The sequence below is a fragment of the Streptomyces sp. RLA012 genome, assembly GCF_056270325.1.
On record NZ_JBWDPA010000002.1, the window covers coordinates 10,639,304 to 10,659,634 of the forward strand.

A 20,331-nucleotide genomic window follows, 5' to 3' on the forward strand; every position below is an offset into this window, starting at 1 on the left:
TCTCGACGATGTGCGCCCCTGGACGAAAGAGGCCCACTCGCTCGACGCGTTCGCCATCGAGCTCATCGACCTGAACCGGGCGGACGAATCATCTTGGGGTGGGAGTTCGCCGGGGTGGTGGAAGCCGTGGGACCGGAAGCCACCGGCTTCGCAGTCGGCGACCGCGTCATGGGCACCGGAGACATGACACGAGACGGCGCCTGGGCGGAGCGGCTCACGGTCGACCATCGTGTGGTGGCGAGGGCGCGGCGCGCCAGCCGTGCCACCGGTGGACGGTGACGGCGATCACCGGACCGTCCGGCGGCTGCCGCCGGTACGGCGCGTACTTGTCCCGCAGCAGGGCGATCGCCGCGGTGTACTCCTGCTGCGGGCCGGGCGGCAGGACCCGGGCGTCGCCGTCCGCCCGTACCCACCACAGCCGGTCCCAGTTCTCGTCGTACACGTCGACGAGGAGACACACGGCGGGGTGGGCGGCGATGTTGCGCAGTCGCCTCAGCCGCTGTGATCTCTTGGGTTTGCGGTCGACGGCGGTCACGATCTCGCCGCCGCGCGCCGCGAACACGAGGGGCACGAGGTGCGGGCGCCCCTCGGTGTCCACCGTCGCCAGGCGCGCCACCCGTGCCGTCATGAACCGGCGGCGCGCCTCGTTCTCGTCCATGTCCGGCACGGTGAGCTCCGATTCCCCGGTGGCCGGAAGCCGTCATCGGTAGGTGAACACGGCCCCTGTCGCCAGTGTGACGCGGTCGCTCACTCCTCGTCGGGTGCGGTGTCCTGAGATGTGGCGTCCGGCCCCTGTGCCCGGACCCGCTGCACATGTTCGAGTGAGTCGCGCAGTTCCGTCAGCCAGTCGTCGGTGTGGCGCTGGACCAGACGGACGCACCAGGCGAGGGCGTCGCTGCGGCTGCGTGCGACCCCGGCGGCGATGAGGGTGTCGAGGACCTGGCGCTCGGGCTGGCGCAGCCGGGTCATGACGGGCGCGGCGATGTGCGTGAACAGGGCGCGTTCGCCGCCGCACTCCACTCCCCAGGAGACCTTCTTGCGGAACCTGTGCTCCGCCTCTCGTGCCACCGCGACCCGGTCGTCGCGGGTGCGCTCGCGGAACTCCTGGATACGGGACCGGACGGCGGCCTCCTTCTCGGCGTCCGAGGCGCCTTCGGTGAGCCTGGGCTCGGGGATGCGGCCGACGACGGTGATCTCCTCGCGGTCGACCGTCACCTCCGCCAGGCTCTCGAAGAGATCGTCGGGCAGGCGGCCGGCGAACCAGCCGCGCAGCTTCTCGTGCTGCTCTGTCGTAATCATGTAATGACGATTACTCCGTTGTGGCGGATAAGCAAGGGGCTCCGCCGGGGGCTGAACCGGAATGTTTCAGGCCTATTGCGGAGCCGGGGGAATCCGGCCAGGTGGGTGCCTCCGGCGATCAACGGCCGCGCAGTTCCGGGGCTTGAACGTTCGAATTTCGTTACTTCACGCCAGTGATTCAATACTCAAAGTTACCGAAACGCATGGGGTCGATGTGTGTTTCCGGACCGGACTCGGCAGACTCGCGCTCGCCGCACCGGCACTCAACCGAGCCGGTACGGCATTCGATCGAGCGGAAGGATGCACACAATGCCGACCACCGCCCGCTGGGCAGCGACCCTCACCCTCACGGCCGCCGCCGTCTGCGGACCCCTCGGAGGGACCGCCCTCGCCACCCCGGCCCCGGCCCCCCAGGCCCCCGCGGCCACGGCGCACGTCACCCGGGCCCCCGCGGCCACGACCCACGCCGCCTCGGGGCTCTACGCCCCCTCGGCCCTGGTGCTCACCGTGGGCCACGGCGAGAGCGCCGCCCTCGTCACTCCGGAACGCGCGGTCACGCTGAACTGCGCTCCGACCGCCTCCGGCACCCACCCGGCCGCCTTCCAGGCCTGTGCCGAACTCCGCGGAGTGGGCGGCGACTTCGACGCCCTGCCGGCCAGGAACGGGGTCCTGTGCACCAGGCAGTTCAACCCCGTGGTCGTCACGGTCGAGGGCGTCTGGCAGGGCAAGCGCGTCGCCTATGAGCGCACCTTCGCCAACGAGTGCGTGAAGAACTCCTACGGGACGACCGTCTTCACGTTCTGAGGGACCGGGATCGCGCGGCCTTCGTGAGCGTCGATCGGGGGCTGTAGGTGGGGAAGTGCGAGCCCCGTCGCGCAGCGCAGCGCGATCTCGCACCGAGGGCCGGTCAGGCGGAGTGGGGCCGCCGGCCGGCCCTCGGGACCATGTGGAGCCGATGGACCGGTGCCCCACCTCATGGTGGGCCCAAGTCGTATACGACGGAGCCGCCCTCGCGATCCCCGCACGCCAACTCCCGGTCTTGTCAGAAGTGTTGACCACCCTTCTGGAAACGTTTTAACTTCCCCTCACCCGACACCCAGAGGTGAGGAGGCTCCGTGGCTGCGTTGCTGCGGGAGCGCGCAGGTAAGACGACGGCGACCGCTGCTCGCCGTCGTCCACCCGGCGCTCGTACGAAGTGGAAAGGTTTTCAAAGACGGCACAGTCGGACGCTGTTCCTGCTGATGCTTCCCGGGCTCGCCTACTTCCTGGTGTTCCACTACGGCGCGCTGCTCGGCAACGTCATCGCGTTCAAGGACTACGTGCCGTTCGACGGCATCTGGGGCAGCCCCTGGGTGGGCCTCGACAACTTCCGGCGGATGTTCGAGGACGGCGAGTTCTGGGACGCGGTCCTCAACACCCTCTGGATCGCGCTGCTGCAGATCGTGTTCTACTTCCCCGTCCCGCTCGCCCTCGCCCTGCTGCTGCACAGCCTCACCTGGAGCAGCGTCCGCCGCTTCGTGCAGTCGGTGGCGTATCTGCCGCACTTCATCTCGTGGGTGATCGTCGTCGCGCTGTTCCAGCAGGTCCTGGGCGACACGGGCATGGTGAACAGCTATCTCGGCGATGCCGGGCTGCACAGCGTGGACATCATCGGCAACCCCGACGCCTTCAAGCCGCTCGTCGTCGCCCAGGTCGTCTGGAAGGACGCCGGCTGGGGCACGATCATCTTCCTCGCCGCGCTGACCCAGGTCGACGAACAGCAGTACGAGGCCGCCGCCATCGACGGGGCGGGCCCCTGGCGCCGCTTCTGGCACATCACGCTGCCCGCCATCCGCCCGGTGATCGTGCTGCTGCTCATCCTGCGGCTCGGCGACGTCCTCTCCGTCGGCTTCGAGCAGATGCTGCTGCAGCGCGACGCGGTCGGCCCGCAGGCCGCCGAGATCATCGACACCTTCGTGTACTACCAGGGCGTCGTCGGTGGCGACTACGGATTCGCCGCCGCGGCAGGCCTGTTCAAGGGTGTCGTCGGCGCCCTGCTCGTCTACGCGGCCAACAAGGCCGCCCACCGTCTCGGCGAACAGGGGATCTACCGGTGAGCGCCCACGCCCGGCCCGGCTGGATGGAGAAGCCGAGGCCCGCGACCCAGGCGGCCAAGGCCGTCGCGCTGGTCGCCGTCGTCCTGCTGGTCTGCGTCCCGTTCCTGGTGATCCTGTCGACCTCCGTCGCCTCCCAGCGCGAGGTCGTCGCGAACGGCGGCTGGGTGCTGTGGCCCGAGCACCCCACCCTCAAGGCGTACCGGGACATCCTCGACGGCGGCATCGTCACCCACGCCCTCGGCGTCAGCGCGGGCGTCACCCTCGTCGGCACCCTGCTGAGCCTCGCCTGCACGGTCACGCTCGCCTACGCCCTGTCCCGTCCCCGCGTCTTCGGCGGCAGACCGGTGCTGCTCCTGGTCCTGTTCACCTTTCTCTTCCCACCGGGCATGATCCCCGGCTTCCTGCTGGTCAAGGAGCTGGGCATGCTCGACTCGTACGGCTCGCTGATCCTGCCCGTACTCGTGAACGTGTTCAACCTGGTCGTCCTGCGCGGCTTCTTCCAGGCAATCCCGGAGGAGCTCTACGAGGCCGCACGGCTCGACGGGGCGGGGGACTGGCGGGTGCTGTGGTCGGTCGTGCTGCCCCTGTCGAAGGCGGCCCTCGCCGTGGTCGGCCTCTTCTACGCGGTGGCGTACTGGAACTCCTGGTTCTACGCCTCCCTGTACCTGGAGAGCGACCACTGGCCGCTCCAACAGGTGCTGCGCACCTACGTGGTGGCCGGTTCCGGGCTCACCGACACGACCGTGGGCGAGGGCACCGTCAACGCTCCGCAGACCGTGCAGATGGCGGTCCTGGTGATCGCCACCGTACCGATCCTGGTCGTCTATCCCTTCCTCCAGAAGTACTTCACCAAGGGCGTGCTCACCGGCGCCATCAAGAGCTGACTAACTCCCTCCACCCGGAGCCCACCCGGACTCCACCCGGACTCCACCCGGAAAGGTCGGTTTCCCCCATGCCTTCCCTGTCCCGGCGCACCCTGCTGCGCTCGATCGCCGTGGGCGGTGCCGCGCTCGCCGCGCCCGGTGTCCTGACCGCCTGCTCGACCGGCTCGGACGACGGTGATGTCTCCAACGCGGGCAAGAAGCTCGCCCCTTGGCCCGCCTACAAGGCGTTTGCCGGCCCCCGGCCCGACCTCGCGCCCAGCGACGCGGGAGTCCAGGCCGGCTACACGGCCTACCCCACGGACCTGGTCACCTCGGTCCCGGACACACCGGGAGACGGCTCCACCGTCAAGGTCATGTCGGTGACCTTCGGTACACCGCCCAAGCCGGCCTCCGCGAACAAGTTCTGGGCGGCGGTCGAGAAGGCGCTCGGTGTGAAGATCGAGTACACGATCATCTCGCAGACCGACTACCAGAAGAAGATGGCCACCGTGATGGCCGGTGACCCGGGCGACCTGCCCGACATCATCAACATCTTCTCCGGCTTCGTGCTGCCCCGCGAGGCGCAGTTCGTGCAGCGCAGGGCCGAGGACCTCACCCCGTACCTGTCCGGCGAGGCGATCGCGGACCACCCCAACCTCGCCAACATCCCCACCCACGCCTGGCGCGACATGGGCCGGATCGGCGGACGGATCTACGGCATCCCCCTGGAGCGCCCGCTGCCCGGCTCCACCCTCTGGCTCAACCAGGGCTTCTTCACCGACGCGGGGATGAAGGAGGGCTGGACCTCGGAGGATTTCGCCGCCGTCGCCAAGAAGGGGACGAGCGGCAAGAAGTACGCGCTCGGGGCCGCGGCCGGCTCGCTGTTCGGCAACGCGGTGCACTCCGCCGCGCACAACGCCCCGCAGGGCTGGGCCGTGGACAAGGACGGCACCTTCCACGCCAACTACGGCGACGAGCGCTACAAGGCGGCGGTCGCCTACCAGGCGCGGCTGCGCAAGAACGGCTCGTACCACCCCGACGCCACCTCCCTCTCCCAGTCGGACCTGAGCACCCTCTTCCTCAACGGCACGGTCGGCTCCCTGCAGGACGGATTCGGCGGCTATCTGCCCAGGTACCTCGACTCCAAGGGCCTGTTGACCCCGGCCGCCGCACTGCCGTACAGCGTGGACGGCACCCCCGGCGGCATCGTCGCGGGCCGCCGCTCCTTCGGCTACACCGTCCTGAAGAAGGCGAAGAAGGAACGCATCACGCTGCTGCTGCGCATCCTGAACCACCTGGCCGCGCCCTTCGGCAGCAAGGAGTGGGAACTCGTCCACTACGGCGTCGAGGGCACCCACTTCACCCGAGGCCGGGACGGCTCGCCCGAGGCCACCGAGCTCGGCGACGTCGAGAACAACACCAACCTGCCCCTGAAGTACCTCGCCGAGGGTCCGCAGGTGCTGTTCGTGCCGGGCATGCCGGATGCCGTACGGGCCCTGCACGCCTGGCAGGTGAAGGTGGTGCCGGTCGCGATCCGCAACGCCTCCTTCGGGTTGCAGTCCCGCACGTACACCGCCCAGGGCACCACGCTCAAGGCGCTGATGGACGACACCGTCACCGGAGTCGTCGCGGGCCGCCAGCCGCTGTCCGAACTGGACGCGGCGGTAAAGAAATGGCGAGCCCGCGGCGGCGACAGAATGGCCGAGGAGTACGCGAAGGACCACGCCGCCAACACCTGAGGCGGCGTGGGCGGTCGGAGGAGAGGCGCGGGGGATGGGCATGGGGATGGGCATGGGGATGGGGATGGGGAACGACATGACGTCGAAGGGGCGGGTCACGATCCGCGAGGTGGCCGAGCGGGCCGGCGTGTCCATGGCCACGGTCTCGCGCGTGCTCAGCGGCAACCACCCGGTGCCCGCGTCCACCAGGGCCCGGGTGCTGCGCGCCGCCCGCGACCTCGACTACGTCGCCAACGCGCACGCCCGCGCCCTCGTCGGCGGCGGCCGCAAGATGGTCGCCGTCGTGCTCCGCCAGGTCACCAGCCCCTTCTACGCCCAGGTCGCCGAGGGTGTCGAGGCGGAGGCCGCCGTCCGTGGCTGGCTCTGTCTGGTCGGCACCACCGGCGGTGACCCCGGACGCGAGCTGGAGTTCGTCCAGTTGATGCGCGAGGAGGGCGCCCGGCTGGTGATCCTGGTCGGCGGGGTCGTCGAGGACGACGCCTACCGCGAGCGTATCGCGCACTACGCCCAGGCCCTCGCCTCGTCCGGCGCGCGGCTCGTGCTGTGCGGGAGGCCCGCGCCGGATCCCGACATCCCGGCGCTCGTCGTCGAGTTCGACAACGAGGCCGGGGCACGCGCGATCACCGGCCATCTGCTCTCGGCCGGTCACCGCAGGATCGTGTTCCTGGGCGGCCTGCCCGGCAACACGGCCCTCGACGCGCGTGTCGCCGGTTACCGCGCCGCACTCGCCGAACACGGCCTCGGCCCCGAGGCCGCCCACGTCGTCGACTGCGGCCTGGGCCGGGCGGCGGGCCACCGCGCCATGACGGAACTGCTCAGGACCACCCGCCACCCCACCCCGAGAACCCCCGCGACCTCCGAAGCCCCGGCCCCGTACGTCCCCTGCCCCGAGACCGCGGCCTTCGACGCCCCGGCGTCCGGTGGCCGGGGCGCCGCCGGTGCGCGGGGTATCGGGGGTGGGGAGTCCGGGCGTCCGGAGTTCACCGCCGTCTTCGCCGGGGACGACATGGTCGCCGCCGGGGTCCTGCGGGCCATCGCCGACGCCGGGCTGCGGGTGCCGGCGGACATCTCCGTCGTCGGCTACAACGACATCCCGCTCGCGGAGGACTTCAACCCCCCGCTCACCACCGTCCGTACCCCCGCCGAGGAACTCGGCCGCGCCGCCGTCCGCATCGCCCTGCGCGACCCCGAACACGCGGCGGGCGCCCACCACTTGCTCGGCACCCACATCGTCGTACGCGACAGCGTTCAGCCGCCCCCGACCGGGGCTTAGAAGACGGAGGACCCACCCCCGTATGACCGCGCCGCATGTGTCGCCGACCACCCCGACACACCTGCCGCCCCCCGACCCCACAACCTCACCCGTCACCGGCTGGACCCGTGCCCACTGGGAGGCGACCGCGGACCGGCTCCTGGACGGTCTGCTCCCCTACGCGTCACCGGAGTGGGCCCAATACCGGCTGCCGGGCCGGGCGAGCCACTCCGGACCCTGGTCGGACGGCCTCGAAGGCTACGCACGTTCCTTCCTGCTCGCAGCCTTCCGCATCGCGGGTGCCGGCGGGCAGGTCGCTCCCGCACTGATCGAGCGGTACGCGGCCGGGCTCGCCGCCGGGACGGATCCGCACGGCCCGGACCGGTGGCCGCCCATCACCGACCGGGGCCAGCCCATGGTCGAGGCCGCGTCGGTCGCGATCGCCCTGCACGAGACGCGCCCCTGGATCTGGGACCGCCTCGACGATTCCGTACGCGCCCGGGTCGCCGACTGGCTGAGCGGATTCATCGGCGCGACGGTCAACGACTCCAACTGGCGGCTCTTCCAGGTCATCACCGAGGAGTTCCTCGCCTCCGTCGGCGCCCCGCACAGCCGGGCCGAGATCGACGCGGGGCTGGCGCGGCTGGGGGACTGGTACCGGGGAGACGGCTGGTACACGGACGGCGACGGCCGCAAGTTCGACTACTACAACGCCTGGGCCCTGCATCTCTACCCGATGCTGTGGGCGCGCGTCGCGGGACCGCGGGCCGACCCGGACCTGGTGGCCCTGCACCGCGCCCGGCTGCGTGAATTCCTCGGCGTCCACCAGTACTTCTTCGGCGCGGACGGTGCCCCCGTGCACCAGGGCCGCTCCCTCACCTACCGTTTCGCGACCACCGCCCCCCTGTGGGCGGGCGCCCTCGCGGGGGCGACCCCGCTGGCACCGGGCCGCACCAGGCGCCTCGCCTCCGGAGCCCTCAAGCACTTCGCCGAACACGGCGTGCCCGACGAGCAGGGGCTGCTGTCGCTGGGCTGGTACCGCCCCTGTCTCCCGGTCACCCAGCGCTACTCCGGGCCCGCCTCCCCGTACTGGGCGAGCAAGGCCTTCCTCGGTCTGCTGCTCCCCGCCGACCACCCCGTGTGGACGGCGCCCGAGGAGCCCGGGCCGGTCGACACGGCCGACACCTACGTGGCGCTGCCCGCCCCGGGCTGGCTGCTGCACTCGACGGCCGCCGACGGCGTCGTACGGCTGGTGAATCACGGCAGCGACCGGCTGCCGCCGCCTCCGGCACCGGACGAGCACAACCCGCACTACACGAAGTTCGCCTATTCCAGCGCGACCGCGCCCGACACCACGGGGTCCGGGATCGACAACGAGATCGCGCTGGTCGCGGCGGACGGCGCGGCCTCCCGCCGTGGCCGGATCCACCCCTTGGGCGTGGCCGGCCGCCGCGCCGCCTCCTGGCACACGGCCCGCCTCGCGGGCGCGGAGCACCGCGTCGAGACGACCAGTGTGGTGCACGGGCCCTGGGAGGTCCGGGTGCACCGGGTGGCGGGGCCGCGCGGCGCGGCCGTACGGGAAGGGGGGTGGGCGCTCGCGGACGACGCCGGGCCCCTGGAGGGGTACGCGGGGCCGGGCTCGGCGCGGGCACGGCGTCCGGACGGGCTGACGAGCACGGTCGTCGCGCTGCACGGCTGGGACGCGTCGCGCCCCGGCGCGGTCACCCGTGCCCGGGACGCCAACGCCTATGGAACGTATTCGGCGACTCCCCAGCTCCTGCTGCCCGTTCATCCCGGCGGGGTCCACCTGCTCGTCACTCTGGTGGTGCTCGGCAAGGATCCCGAGGTCATCGGCGCGAGCGCCCGGGTCACGGTCGGTGGCGGGGTTCTGATTCGCTTTCCCGACGGGGCGGAGGAAGAAGTTCCGGCAGATCCGCCAGGGGCGGAAAGCGGCTGAGCAGGCGTGCGGCGCGCAGGAGGCGGTGGATGCGGGGCCGGTCGGAGACGACACGGAGGCGTCCGCCGCGCTCCCGTGCCCTCGTCTCGGCGCGGCACAAAACCCGCAGCCCCGAGCAGTCGAAGAAGACGACCCGGCGCAGATCGACCAGCACGTCCGGCTCGGTGCGTGCCGTGGCGGCCAACAGGTGCTCGGCGAGCGAGCCCGCCGTGGCCATGTCGATCTCTCCCGTCACCTCGACCACGGTGAACGGGCCACGCGGATAGCTGTGGGCATGGGGATTGGCCGCTGGAAGCCCGGAATCTGCGAGGGTCATTTGATCTCGGTAGCTACCCCGGTTGGCCGAAAACATCCCCGTGGTCCCGGCAACGAGATTCTGTTCACTCGAACGGGTGAATCTGAGGGCGGATGTATTGACTGTGATCGCGGGCTGACCGGATCTGACCTAATGCTGACTCCATGCAGATGCATATGGAAGGCATCTGGTATCGGAGTGGCGCTCCCAGACCCGACCTCTGCTCGCGCGGCGGGCTTCGTCGTACTGCTCACCCTCGGCCGGATGCTGATCCCCCCGCCGCCCGGAGCAGCTCTGTCACCGGTCCGAGTTCCCGGGGGTGCGGACCGCGGCGCGGTGCCGTAGCCGTGGAGCATGGGTGTTCTCGGCGAGCTGGACCGGCGGCTGTTCACACGGGTGGCCGTGGCGCGGGTGCCGGCCGCGGATCCGGCGCTGCGGCGGCTCAGCCACTCCGCCGATCACGGACGGCTGTGGTTCGCCGCGGCGGCGGGCCTCGCGGTCGTCGGGGGCCGTACGGCCCGACGGGCGGCCCTGCGGGGCGTCGGCTCGCTCGCGCTGGCCTCGCTGACGGTCAACACCGTCGTGAAGGCAAGTACCCGGCGTCCGCGTCCGCTGCTGGACCATGTGCCGTCGATCCGTCACCTCAAGCGGCAGCCCCACACCACCTCCTTCCCCTCCGGGCACTCCGCCTCGGCCGCGGCCTTCACCACCGGAGTCGCCCTGGAATCCGCCGGATACGGCGCCCTGATCGCGCCCATCGCGGCCACGGTCGCCTTCTCGCGCGTGTACGTGGGCGTGCACTACCCCGCGGATGTGTTCGCCGGAGTGGCCATCGGCATCGGGGCCGCCGCGCTCACCTGCCGCTGGTGGCCGCCGCGTCCCGCTCGCCCGGAGCGCGAACGGCCCTCGGCGCCCGCGCCCGCGCTGCCCGGCGGCGAGGGGCTCGTCGTCTTCGTCAACAGCCGGGCCGGGACGGGGGCGCCCGGCACGCCGTTGCCGCCCGCCGAGCGGCTGCGCGGACTGCTGCCGCGGGCCGAACTGGTCGAATGCGGCCCGGACGACGACTTCGCCGAACTGCTCGACCGGGCGGTGGAGAGGGCGGTCGAGCGGGCCGGGGCGGCGGGCGGGGCGCTGGGCGTGTGCGGCGGTGACGGCAGTGTCAACGCCGCCGCCCGGGCCGCGGCCGGACGGGGGCTCGCCCTCGCGGTGTTTCCCGGCGGCACCCTCAACCACTTCGCCCAGGAAGTCGGCGTACCGGACTTCGAGGACACGGCGGTCGCGGTCGCACGGGGCGAGGCGGTGGCCGTGGACGTCGGGGTGGCGAGGTCGGACGCCGGGCACGAGGTGCGCTTCCTCAACACCTTCAGTATCGGTCTGTATCCCGAACTCGTCCGCAAGCGCGAGCACTTGGAGGAGCGCTGGGGCAAATGGCCCGCCGCGGCCGTCGCGCTCGTCCGGGTGCTGCGCACCGCGACCCCCATCGAGCTGAGCGTCGACGGACGCCGTCGCCGGCTGTGGCTGCTCTTCGCCGGCAACGGCCGCTACGAACCCCAGGGTTTCGCACCCGCCTTCCGGCCCCGCCTGGACGACGGGCTCCTCGACCTGCGCCTGATCGACGGGGCCCGCCGGCTCGCCCGTACCCGCGTGATCGTCTCCGCGTTCGCCGGTGCGCTCGGCCGTTCCCGGGTCTACGCGGCCGAAGCGGTGCCCCGGGTCGAGCTGGCGGAACTCGGCGGGGCGGACGCGCTCGCTTACGACGGCGAAGTCGCCTCCACACCACGGGGGTTGAGATTGGAGAAGGCGCGGCGCGCGCTCGTCGTCTACCGACCGGCCGTACCGCAGAACGAGGTCGTCCAGCAGGCCCGGCTGGCCGCCGCGACCGCCCGCTACCGACGAAGCATGAGGGGCCGCCGTCTCCCTGAAGACGGCGGCCCCTCGGTCCGGGGGTGATCACAAGGGCTTACATGTGGACGGCCCGCACGGCGTCCGGGTCCGCGTCCTGGGCTCCGCGGCGGTAGAGCAGGAAGGCGATCACCGCGCCCGCGGCGAAGAAGCCCGCCGACCACCAGAAGGCGGTGGTGTAGCTCTCGATCGTCGCCTGCGCCTGGACCAGCTTGCTGGTCGCGTCCTTGCCGGCCAGGTAGCTCGTCGCGGCGCTCGCGGCCAGCGTGTTGAGCAGCGCCGTACCGATCGAACCGCCCACCTGCTGCATGGTGTTGACCGTCGCGGAGGCGACACCCGCGTCCTCCGCCGCGATCCCGCTGGTGGCGAGGGACATGGCGGGCGGCATCACGATGCCGAGGCCCGCGCCGATCAGAAGCAGCGGCGGCAGCACGGCGGTCGAGAAGTCGGAGGCGACTCCGATGCCGGTCAGCCAGGCCATACCGCCCACCGCGATGGCGAAGCCCGCCGGGATGACGACCTTCGGGCCGATCCTCGGCACCAGGATCGTGGTGGAGACCTGCGCCATGATCATCAGGGTCGCCATCATCGGCAGGAAGGCGACACCGGTCTTGGTGGGGCTGAAGCCCAGGTTCAGCTGCAGGTAGTAGGTGAGGAAGAGGAAGACACCGAACATGCCCGCGCCGGTGATCAGGACGGTGACGAACGAAGCGGCACGGTCGCGGTCGAGCAGCACACGCATCGGCAGCAGCGGGTGCTCGGCGCGGGTCTGCCACCAGGCGAACGCGCTCAGCAGGATGCCACCGGCGGCCAGGAAGCCCCAGGTCTGGGGCGAACTCCAGTCGTGCGTCTCGGCGTTGGAGAAGCCGTAGACGAGGGCGAAGAGACCGGAGGAGACCAGCAGCGTGCCCGGCAGGTCGAGCTTGGAGTCGGCGGCGTCACGGTGATTGCTCAGCAGCACCCAGCCACCGGCGAAGGCGACGACCGCGAAGACGAGGTTGACGAACAGCGTCCAGCGCCAGTCGAGGGCGTCGGTCAGCACACCGCCGAGCAGCAGCCCGACCGCGCCGCCGGCACCGGCGATCGCGCCGTACACGCTGAAGGCCTTGGCGCGTTCCTTGGCGTCGGTGAACGTCGTGTTCAGCAGCGAGAGCGCGGCGGGCGCGAGCAGCGCGCCGAAGACACCCTGCAGGGCCCGCGAGGTGACCAGCATGCCGAAACTGGTGGACGCGCCGCCGAGCACGGAGGCTCCGGCGAATCCGGCGATACCGACGAGGAAGGCGGGCTTGCGCCCGAAGAGGTCGGCGATGCGGCCGCCGAGCAGCAGCAGGGAGGCGAAGGCCAGTGAGTACGCCGTGACGATCCACTGCCGGTTGCCGTCGGAGAAGCCGAGGTCCGCCTGGGCGGACGGCAGGGCGATGTTCACGATGGTGGCGTCGAGGACCACCATCAGCTGCGCGATGCCGATGATCGCGAGGATCCACCACCTCTTGGACGAGGGAGTGGACGAGCCGTCCACGGAGCCCTTGCGGGCACCTTCGGTCAGGATCTGGGACATGCGGGAACCACTCCAGGGAAGTCGCTCATGACCACGGGATGACGGAGTCGTAAACGAAACCGTTTCGTACACATCGACAGTAGACCAGCCTCTGCGAAACGGCAACGTTTCGCAGAGGCTGGCGGGTGAGGCGGGCGTCACACTCGGGAGAAGCGCTGCTCATGGCCATGTATTCCTTGACGGGAATATAACTGGCCAGGCATATTGGGGTCATGTCCGACGCCCCTCTCTGGACCGCGCTCGCCGACCCCCACCGTCGCGCGATCGTCGCGCTGCTCCTGGAGCGTCCGAGGCCGGTCGGCGAGATCGTGGCGGCGTGCGGTCTCAGCCAGCCCAGCACCTCGAAGCATCTGCGGGTGCTGCGGGAGGCGGGCCTGGTGCGCGTACGACAGGACGCGCAACGCCGTGTCTACGCCCTCGACCCGGCCCCGATCGCCGCACTCGACGCCTGGCTGACCCCGTACCGGAAGCTGTGGAACGAGAGCCTGGACGCCCTCGGCCGCCGCCTGGACGCGACGGCGGGGAAGCCGGCGCGGGAGCCGGCGGGGGAGCCGTCGGACGTTCCGGAAGATCCCACTCCCTGAGGACTGAGCCATATGTCCGCCGAACCCACCGCCCTCACCGGCAGCTACCTCACCCTCGACGACGGCCGCCCCGCCGTCCGCTTCAGCCGCACCTACGACCACCCGATCGACCGTGTCTGGCGGTTCGTGACCGACCCGGACGAGCTGGCCGAGTGGTTCCCGTCCCGGGCGGAGATCGAGCTGCGCCCCGGCGGCACGATCAGGTTCAGCGGTGACCCGAACATGCCGGAGTCCACCGGGCGGGTCCTCGCCGTGGACCCGCCCCGGCACCTCTCCTTCGACTGGGGCGGCGACGAGCTGCACTTCGATCTCGAAGCCCTGGACGAGAAGCGCACCCACTTCACGCTCACCGACGTCCTCGCGGCCGAGAACACCGCCGCGCGCAACGGCGCCGGCTGGGAGGTGTGCCTCGCCGGCCTCGACGCGAAGGCCCGGGGCGAGCGCTTCGAAGGCCCGCACGCCGGGACACGTGCGCCCTGGAAGGAGATCTACGGCCGTTACGTCGAGGCCGGAGTTCCGTCCGGCGCCCCGGTGCCGGGGACGGACTGAAGACCCCTCAGGCCAGCTGCCGCCGCACCAGCTCGTGCAGCCGCCCGCCCGTGTCCGCCAGCAACTGCGCGGGCGGGCCCTGCTGGGCGACCCGGCCGTCCTCCATCACGATGACGCGGTCCGCGTCCAGCACAGTGGACAGCCGGTGCGCGATCACGACCCGGGTGGCGTTCAGCGCCCGGGTACTCTCGATGACCGTGCGCTGGGTCTCGTTGTCGAGCGCGCTGGTCGCCTCGTCGAAGAACAGGATGCGCGGCCGGCGTATCAGCGCCTGAGCGATCATCAGCCGCTGCCGCTGGCCGCCGGAGATCGCGCCGCTGCCGGAGACGATGGTGTGCAGCCCCATCGGCATCCGCTTGATGTCCTCGGCCAGGCCCGCCAGCTCGGCCGCCGCCATCGCCTCCTCGGGTGTGTACGGCTCGGTGCCGCAGATGCAGTCCAGGATCGAGCCGGTGAACGGCTGCGCGTGCTGGAGCACCACACCGCACTGACGGCGTACGGCCGACTGGTCGAGGGCCGCCAGATCCTGGCCGTCGTACAGCACACTCCCCGAGACCGGCTTGTCGAAGCCGATCAGCAGCCGCAGCAGCGTGGACTTGCCGCAGCCGCTGGGCCCGACGATCGCCACGAACTCACCCGGCCCGATCTCGAACGACACGTCGTCCAGGACCAGCGGACCGTCGTCGGCGTACCGGAAGGAGAGCCGCCGGGCCTCGATCGCGCCGGACAGGACGCCGGGGCGGGTGCTCGCCACCCGCACCTCCGGCGCCGCGTCGAGCACCGGCCTGATCTCCTCGAACATCGGCAGCGCGGCCGCCGCCGACACGAACGCGCCGGTGATCTGGGTGACCGAGGTCAGCAGCATGGTCATCGAGGTGTTGAAGGTGAGGAAGTCGGCGGCCGACAGCGAACCGCGTGCCGGACCCGCGAGCAGTATGAACATCAGCAGCGAGCACAGCGGCAGATACACCGCGCCCATCACCGCCGTGAGGTTCTTGATACGGCCGACCTTCTGCTGGAGCTCACGGCTGCGCGCGAACTCGCCCGCCCAGGCGGCGTACGCGTAGTTCTCGGCCGCCGCGACCCGCAGCTTGGGCAGTCCGCGCAGGGTCTGGAACGCCTGGTTGTTCAGCTTGTTGCCGAGCACGACCAGCCGTCGCTGCCAGCGCACCTGCCACAGGCCGAGCCCGAGGAAGGCGACCGCGATGACGACGAGCATGCCGATCGCGGCCAGCGCCATCGGCACGCTGTACCAGAGCAGCAGCCCCAGGTTCATCGCACCCACCGTGCCCGCCTGCGCGAGCGTCGGCCCGACGCCCGCGAGGAGGCGGCGGATCGCGCTGATGCCCATGGCCGCACTCGCCAGCTCACCCGTCGAGCGGGACGTGAAGAACTTCGTGGGCAGTCTCAGCAGCCGGTCCCACACCGCCGGCTGGAGCGTCGCCTCGATCCGCCCCTCCATCCGCAGCAGCGTGAGGTTCTGCATCAGCATGAACGCCGCCGACACGATGCTGGTGACCATGATGGCCAGACAGACCTGCACGATCAGACCGTGCTGCGCCTTGGGCACGTACTCGCCGAGCACCTTGCCGGTGGCGATCGGTACCAGCGCGCCGACCGCGACGGTGACGAGACCGCTGATCGCGAGGTTGCGCAGATCGCCGCCCGTGCCCCGGAGACAGAACAGCAGCAGCCGCAGCGGACTCAGCTTCCGCTCGGGCAGCGGACGGTAGAACATCACGGCCCGTGGCTCGAACTCCGGCGCGTTGGCCTTCTCGACCGGGGTCTCCCGCCCGGACGACGGCTGCAGGGCCACATAGCCGCCGCGCCGCCAGAGCAGGGCGACCGGGCTGCCCGACACGGCCCGGTGGCCCACCAGCGGACCGATGTCGTCCCGCCACCAGCGCCCGTCGAGACGTACGGCACGGGTGCGGACGCGGGAGGCGAGCGCGATTTGCTCGACCGGGTCGAGCCGGTCGCTCTCCGTCCCGCTCTGCGCGGGCTCCGCGAGGCTGATCCCGGACGCCTGGGCGACCAGCTTGCAGGCCGCGTACGTGGCGTCCGCGTCGGCCGCCGTCGGACGTTTCGACTGCTTGCCGATCGACGCCAGCAGGGTCCGGTCGGCCTGGGCGCGGACGGCCTCGCCCGCCTTGATGCCCGCCGCCGTACGGTCCTCGTGGCTGGCCTCCAACTGCTCGATCCAGCGGTCGAGCGTGGACAGCAGCCGGTACTGCTGGTCCACCATGCCCTGCCAGACACCCGAGTCCATCAGCAGATCGGCCGCCGCCTCGGCGCCGTACAGGGAGCCGTACTGGACGCTCCCGGGCGGCACCTGCATCCAGAAGACGTCGTCGTCGGTGAGCACGGCGGCGTTCTCCGTGGCCATCGGCGCCTGGAAGAGAATGGAGAGACTGCGGCCGACACCGAGGGCGAGGGCGTGCTCCAGCGGGCTCGACGTCGGCGGTACGTACTGGGGGTTGCCGTAGTCGTCGTAGGACCAGGTCTGGGTGTCCACCGGCTGGTACAGCTCGCGCAGCACGATCCGGCGCACCACGCAGTCCCGCAACGGCCGCCCCACGAGGGTGTGTTGCGGGCCGGCGACGGGGCCGAGCAGCAGGGAGCCCGCTTCGAGGCGGCCGAGGTGGTGCCAGTGGCCCTGCTGGACGGCGTCGACCGCGAACAGGTCCATGGCGCCCGCCGCGACGAGCCACAGGACCTGCGGGCCCTCCAGGTCGAGCCGGGTCAGGCCGGAGCAGTCGATGGGCGTGCCCATGCCGCCGAGCGCGCCGAGGACGAGGTCTCCCTCGCGTGCGCCCTCGTGAACCGTGGTCATCTCATCGCTCCTTGACCAGGTCGGCGTACGGACCGCCGGCCGCCACCAGGGCGTCGTGCCGCCCGCGTTCCACGATCGTGCCGTGCTGGAGGACGACGATCTCGTCGCTGTCGCGCACGGTGCTCAGCCGGTGGGCGATCACCACACAGGCGCAGCCGCGCTTGCGCAGATTGTCGATGACCGTCTGCTCGGTCTCCGCGTCCAGCGCGCTGGTCACCTCGTCGAGCACCAGGATGCTGGGCCGTCGCACCAACGCCCGTGCGATCTCCAGGCGTTGGCGCTGGCCGCCGGAGAAGTTGCGGCCGTCCTGCTCGACCCGGCTGTGGATGCCACCGGGGCGGCGCATGACGACGTCGTACAGCGCCGCGTCCTCCAGCGCCGCGACCACGGCCTCGTCCGGGATCGACGGGTCCCACAGCGCCACGTTGTCGCGGACCGTCCCCTCGAAGAGGAAGACGTCCTGGTCGACGAAGGAGACGGAGGCGGCGAGCGCGCCCCGCGGGATGTCCTCCAGCCGCTGCCCGTCGATGCGGATCACACCCTCCCACGGGGCGTACAGGCCCGAGATCAGCCTGGAGACCGTGGACTTGCCACTTCCCGAGCCGCCGACCAGGGCCACCTGCCGGCCCGGGCCGACCGTCAGCGAGAAGCCGGTCAGCAGGGGCTTGTCCAGCGGGCTGTAGCCGAAGGTGATGTTCTCCAGCTCGACATGGCCCTGGAGCCGGCGGGTGGACTCACCGCTGCCGGAGCGGGCGTAGAGCGGGTCGGACTGGAAGTTCTCGACGTCCTTGAGACGCGCCACGTCGGCAGCGAAGTCCTGGATGCGGCCCGCGACACCGTTCAGCCGGGTGAGGGGCGCGGTGAAGCGGGTGACCAGGGCCTGGAAGGCGACGAGAAGACCGACGGAGATATGGCCCTCGACCGCCCGCAGGCCGCCGATCCAGAGGATCAGCGCGGAGTTGAGCGTCGCGAGCGTCGGTGCGACCACGCCCAGCCAGGCGCTCGGCACCCCGAGGCGCTGCTGCTCCTCCAGCGTGGTCGCGTGCTGCCCGGCCCACTTGCGGAAGTAGCCGTCCTCACCGCCGGTCGCCTTCATCGTCTCGATCAACTGGAGCCCGGTGTAGGCCGTGGTCGTGAGGCGCGCGTTGTCGGCGCGCAGCTTCGCGGTGCGGGTCGCGCGCAGCCGGATCACCACGCGCATCGCCACCACGTTCAGCAGCGCGACGCCGATGCCCACGGCCGTGAGCTGAGGGTCGTAGGTGTAGAGGAGCACCGCGTACAGGACGACGACGATCGCGTCCACGCCCGCCGCCGCGAGGTCACGGGAAAGGGTCTCGGCCACCGCGTCGTTCGACTGCAGCCGCTGCACCAGGTCGGCCGGGCTGCGCTGGGAGAAGAAGGTGACCGGCAGCCGCAGCAGGTGGCGCAGGAAGCGGGCGCTGCTGAGGGTGGAGGAGATGATCCGGCCGTGCAGCAGATTCGCCTGTTGCAGCCAGGTCAGCACCACCGTCAGCACCACACAGGTGCCCATCGACGCGAACAGCACGCCCAGCAGCGAGGTCCGGCCGCCGATCAGGTAGGTGTCGATGTACGTCCGGCTGAGCGCGGGCACCGCCGCGCCGACCGCGACCAGCAGCAGGCTCGCCAGCACGGCGGCGGGCATCGTGCCCGAGGTGCCGCGCAGCCGGGCCGGCATGGCACCCAGTACGCCCGGCTTGCGGCCGCCCCTGCGGAAGTCGGGCCCCGGCTCCATGACCAGCACCACGCCCGTGAAGCTGGTGTCGAAGTCCTCCATCGGCACGAAACGGCGGCCCTTGCCGGGGTCGTTGATGTACACGCCCCGACGCCCGAAGCGGCGGCCCATGCCGTCGTAGACGACGTAGTGGTTGAACTCCCAGAACAGGATCGCGGGCGCCTTCACCTCGGCGAGCGCGGCGGTGTCCATCTGCATGCCCTTGGCCGTGAGGCCGTAACCGCGCGCCGCCTTCAGCAGGTTGCTGGCGCGCGAGCCGTCCCGGGAGACACCGCAGGCGATGCGCAGCTCTTCGAGAGGGATGTGCCGGCCGTAGTGGCCGAGCACCATGGCGAGGGAGGCGGCGCCGCACTCCACGGCCTCCATCTGCAGGACGGTGGGCGTCCGGACCGCCCTTCCCTTCGCCTTGGGGACCGTGCGTTTGGGCGGGGCGGTGCGTCGTCTGCTCCGGGTGTCCGGTGCGGTGGTCACGGCAGGAGCCAATCGACGGGGCGCTGATCGGCCAGCCGGATCGAACCCGTGGCCAGGGTCATGGAGGTGAGCGCGAACGGCGGTCCGTCCGCCGAGGACCACTTCAGGCCGCTCTTGGTGGCGGCGGAGCGGTCGAGGCGGACCAGGACGGCCACCGGCCTGCCCTTCTTGGTGAACTGCTCGCCGAGCTGACCGTCACCGAGGAAGGAGGCGATCTGCGCCTGCGTCTGCACGCTCCGGCCGACCGCCTTCACATGGCCCCGCAGCACCCCGTACTGCTGGGTCGGCACCGACTGGACGGTGAGGTCGACCGCGGCGTTCGCGGGGATCGTGGCGGCGCTGTCCGCGGGGACGTACACCGTCGCGTAGAGCGGATCGTCGGTGTGGGCGACCTTCTCCACGGCGGCGACGTTCGCGCCGGTCGAGATGATCGCGCCGATGGTGGCGGCGAGCGCCGTGACGCGGCCCGCGGCGACCGTGCGGACCACGGTCGTGCCGTCCTGCGCCGTACGGACCCTGAGGACGGGGGCGTTCGCGGGCAGTTGCTCGCCCTCCTTGGCCAGGACCGCGGTGACCTGCCCCGCGACCGGGCTCTGCAGTACGTAACTGCCCTCCCCGTGCGTGAGGACGGCGGGCGCGCTCACCGTGGACGCCACGGTGCCCGTCACGGCCCACACGGACGCCGCCGCCATGACGACGACGGTCACGGACAGGGCGAGCCAGCCCTGCGGGCGGGCGAAGCGCACCGGAAGGTCGAGTTCTTCGGGCGACTGCAGCTTGGCGAGGGCCTGTTGGCGGAACTGCACGGTACTTCCCTCACCTGTCGGAGAGATTCACGGCACCGGAGAGCCCCGGAACCGGGGAGTGGTTCCGGGACTCAACGGCACAGAATGCGATCAGAGACCGGCGACCAGGCCGGTGACCGGGGTGGTGTTCAGGCCGGTCACACCCTCGACGGTGCCGACGACCGTGTTCACCACGCCGGAGACCGGGACGATGCCGTCGACCAGGCCGGTGACGGTGCCAACGGCGTTCAGCGACAGACCGCCGGAGACGTTGTCGAGGTCGGCGTCCGAGATCTCGGCGGTGGCGACCTGGGGGGTGGAGTTCATGGGGGAACTTCCCTTCGTATGGATATTCATAAGGGGGAGAGCGGCCCCCCTCTGGGGACAGATGACGG

At 71.2% G+C, this 20,331-nt stretch carries 18 protein-coding genes; 10 read left to right on the forward strand and 8 right to left on the reverse strand.

Features of this window, described 5'->3' with window-relative positions:
• The first annotated feature begins 117 nt into the window (after window positions 1-117).
• Window positions 118-279, forward strand: a complete 162-nt coding sequence (locus RV986_RS48535) for a hypothetical protein (RefSeq protein ID WP_475924689.1) — start codon at window positions 118-120, stop codon at window positions 277-279.
• On the opposite strand, the gene RV986_RS48540 is transcribed toward RV986_RS48535, so the two are convergent.
• Complete coding sequence (locus RV986_RS48540) at window positions 215-667, reverse strand: TIGR03668 family PPOX class F420-dependent oxidoreductase (protein WP_475923481.1); 453 nt, start codon at window positions 665-667, stop codon at window positions 215-217. The genes RV986_RS48535 and RV986_RS48540 overlap by 65 nt on opposite strands.
• A gap of 80 nt (window positions 668-747) precedes the next feature.
• Window positions 748-1,299 (reverse strand): hypothetical protein, encoded by a 552-nt coding sequence (locus RV986_RS48545; RefSeq protein WP_475923482.1) that lies wholly within the window; start codon window positions 1,297-1,299, stop codon window positions 748-750.
• Between the two features lie 309 nt (window positions 1,300-1,608).
• Between RV986_RS48545 and RV986_RS48550 the strand changes: the two genes are divergently transcribed.
• From RV986_RS48550 to RV986_RS48575, 6 genes are all read left to right on the forward strand, one after another.
• On the forward strand, window positions 1,609-2,103 hold the full coding sequence (locus RV986_RS48550; protein WP_475923483.1) for a subtilase-type protease inhibitor: 495 nt from the start codon (window positions 1,609-1,611) through the stop codon (window positions 2,101-2,103).
• A 437-nt stretch (window positions 2,104-2,540) separates the two neighbouring features.
• Window positions 2,541-3,395: an ABC transporter permease gene (locus RV986_RS48555; RefSeq protein ID WP_475923484.1), complete on the forward strand. Its 855-nt coding sequence runs from the start codon at window positions 2,541-2,543 to the stop codon at window positions 3,393-3,395.
• Complete coding sequence (locus tag RV986_RS48560; RefSeq protein ID WP_475923485.1) at window positions 3,392-4,279, forward strand: carbohydrate ABC transporter permease; 888 nt, start codon at window positions 3,392-3,394, stop codon at window positions 4,277-4,279. The genes RV986_RS48555 and RV986_RS48560 overlap by 4 nt, the downstream gene beginning before the upstream one ends.
• A 68-nt stretch (window positions 4,280-4,347) precedes the next feature.
• Window positions 4,348-5,997 carry a type 2 periplasmic-binding domain-containing protein gene (locus tag RV986_RS48565; protein ID WP_475923486.1) on the forward strand — a complete coding sequence of 550 codons (1,650 nt, stop codon included), beginning with the start codon at window positions 4,348-4,350 and terminating at the stop codon, window positions 5,995-5,997.
• Between the two features lie 76 nt (window positions 5,998-6,073).
• On the forward strand, window positions 6,074-7,270 hold the full coding sequence (locus RV986_RS48570; protein ID WP_475923487.1) for a LacI family DNA-binding transcriptional regulator: 1,197 nt from the start codon (window positions 6,074-6,076) through the stop codon (window positions 7,268-7,270).
• A gap of 22 nt (window positions 7,271-7,292) precedes the next feature.
• The gene (locus RV986_RS48575) at window positions 7,293-9,206 is read left to right on the forward strand and encodes a DUF2264 domain-containing protein (protein WP_475923488.1); all 1,914 of its coding nucleotides are present in this window, start codon (window positions 7,293-7,295) and stop codon (window positions 9,204-9,206) included.
• On the opposite strand, the gene RV986_RS48580 is transcribed toward RV986_RS48575, so the two are convergent.
• Window positions 9,118-9,522 (reverse strand): STAS domain-containing protein, encoded by a 405-nt coding sequence (locus RV986_RS48580; protein ID WP_475923489.1) that lies wholly within the window; start codon window positions 9,520-9,522, stop codon window positions 9,118-9,120. The genes RV986_RS48575 and RV986_RS48580 overlap by 89 nt on opposite strands.
• 333 nt (window positions 9,523-9,855) lie before the next feature.
• Between RV986_RS48580 and RV986_RS48585 the strand changes: the two genes are divergently transcribed.
• Window positions 9,856-11,451 (forward strand): phosphatase PAP2 family protein, encoded by a 1,596-nt coding sequence (locus RV986_RS48585; protein WP_475923490.1) that lies wholly within the window; start codon window positions 9,856-9,858, stop codon window positions 11,449-11,451.
• 10 nt (window positions 11,452-11,461) lie between these two features.
• Here the strand turns inward: RV986_RS48585 and RV986_RS48590 are convergent, their stop codons facing one another.
• Window positions 11,462-12,961: an MFS transporter gene (locus tag RV986_RS48590; RefSeq protein ID WP_475923491.1), complete on the reverse strand. Its 1,500-nt coding sequence runs from the start codon at window positions 12,959-12,961 to the stop codon at window positions 11,462-11,464.
• A 212-nt stretch (window positions 12,962-13,173) separates the two neighbouring features.
• Between RV986_RS48590 and RV986_RS48595 the strand changes: the two genes are divergently transcribed.
• Both RV986_RS48595 and RV986_RS48600 read left to right on the forward strand, forming a co-directional pair.
• On the forward strand, window positions 13,174-13,545 hold the full coding sequence (locus RV986_RS48595; RefSeq protein ID WP_475923492.1) for an ArsR/SmtB family transcription factor: 372 nt from the start codon (window positions 13,174-13,176) through the stop codon (window positions 13,543-13,545).
• A gap of 12 nt (window positions 13,546-13,557) precedes the next feature.
• Window positions 13,558-14,094 carry an SRPBCC family protein gene (locus tag RV986_RS48600; protein ID WP_475923493.1) on the forward strand — a complete coding sequence of 179 codons (537 nt, stop codon included), beginning with the start codon at window positions 13,558-13,560 and terminating at the stop codon, window positions 14,092-14,094.
• A gap of 7 nt (window positions 14,095-14,101) precedes the next feature.
• Here RV986_RS48600 and RV986_RS48605 read toward each other — a convergent pair whose 3' ends face one another.
• The 4 genes from RV986_RS48605 to RV986_RS48620 all read right to left on the reverse strand — a co-directional run bounded on the left by RV986_RS48605 (window position 14,102) and on the right by RV986_RS48620 (window position 20,263).
• Window positions 14,102-16,927: an NHLP bacteriocin export ABC transporter permease/ATPase subunit gene (locus RV986_RS48605; RefSeq protein WP_475923494.1), complete on the reverse strand. Its 2,826-nt coding sequence runs from the start codon at window positions 16,925-16,927 to the stop codon at window positions 14,102-14,104.
• 1 nt (window position 16,928) lies between these two features.
• Window positions 16,929-19,151 carry an NHLP family bacteriocin export ABC transporter peptidase/permease/ATPase subunit gene (locus RV986_RS48610; protein WP_475923495.1) on the reverse strand — a complete coding sequence of 741 codons (2,223 nt, stop codon included), beginning with the start codon at window positions 19,149-19,151 and terminating at the stop codon, window positions 16,929-16,931.
• The gene (locus RV986_RS48615) at window positions 19,148-19,957 is read right to left on the reverse strand and encodes a hypothetical protein (protein ID WP_475923496.1); all 810 of its coding nucleotides are present in this window, start codon (window positions 19,955-19,957) and stop codon (window positions 19,148-19,150) included. Before RV986_RS48615 ends, RV986_RS48610 begins: the two co-directional genes overlap by 4 nt.
• Before the next feature lie 90 nt (window positions 19,958-20,047).
• Window positions 20,048-20,263, reverse strand: a complete 216-nt coding sequence (locus RV986_RS48620; protein ID WP_475923497.1) for a type A2 lantipeptide — start codon at window positions 20,261-20,263, stop codon at window positions 20,048-20,050.
• Window positions 20,264-20,331: the final 68 nt, after the last annotated feature.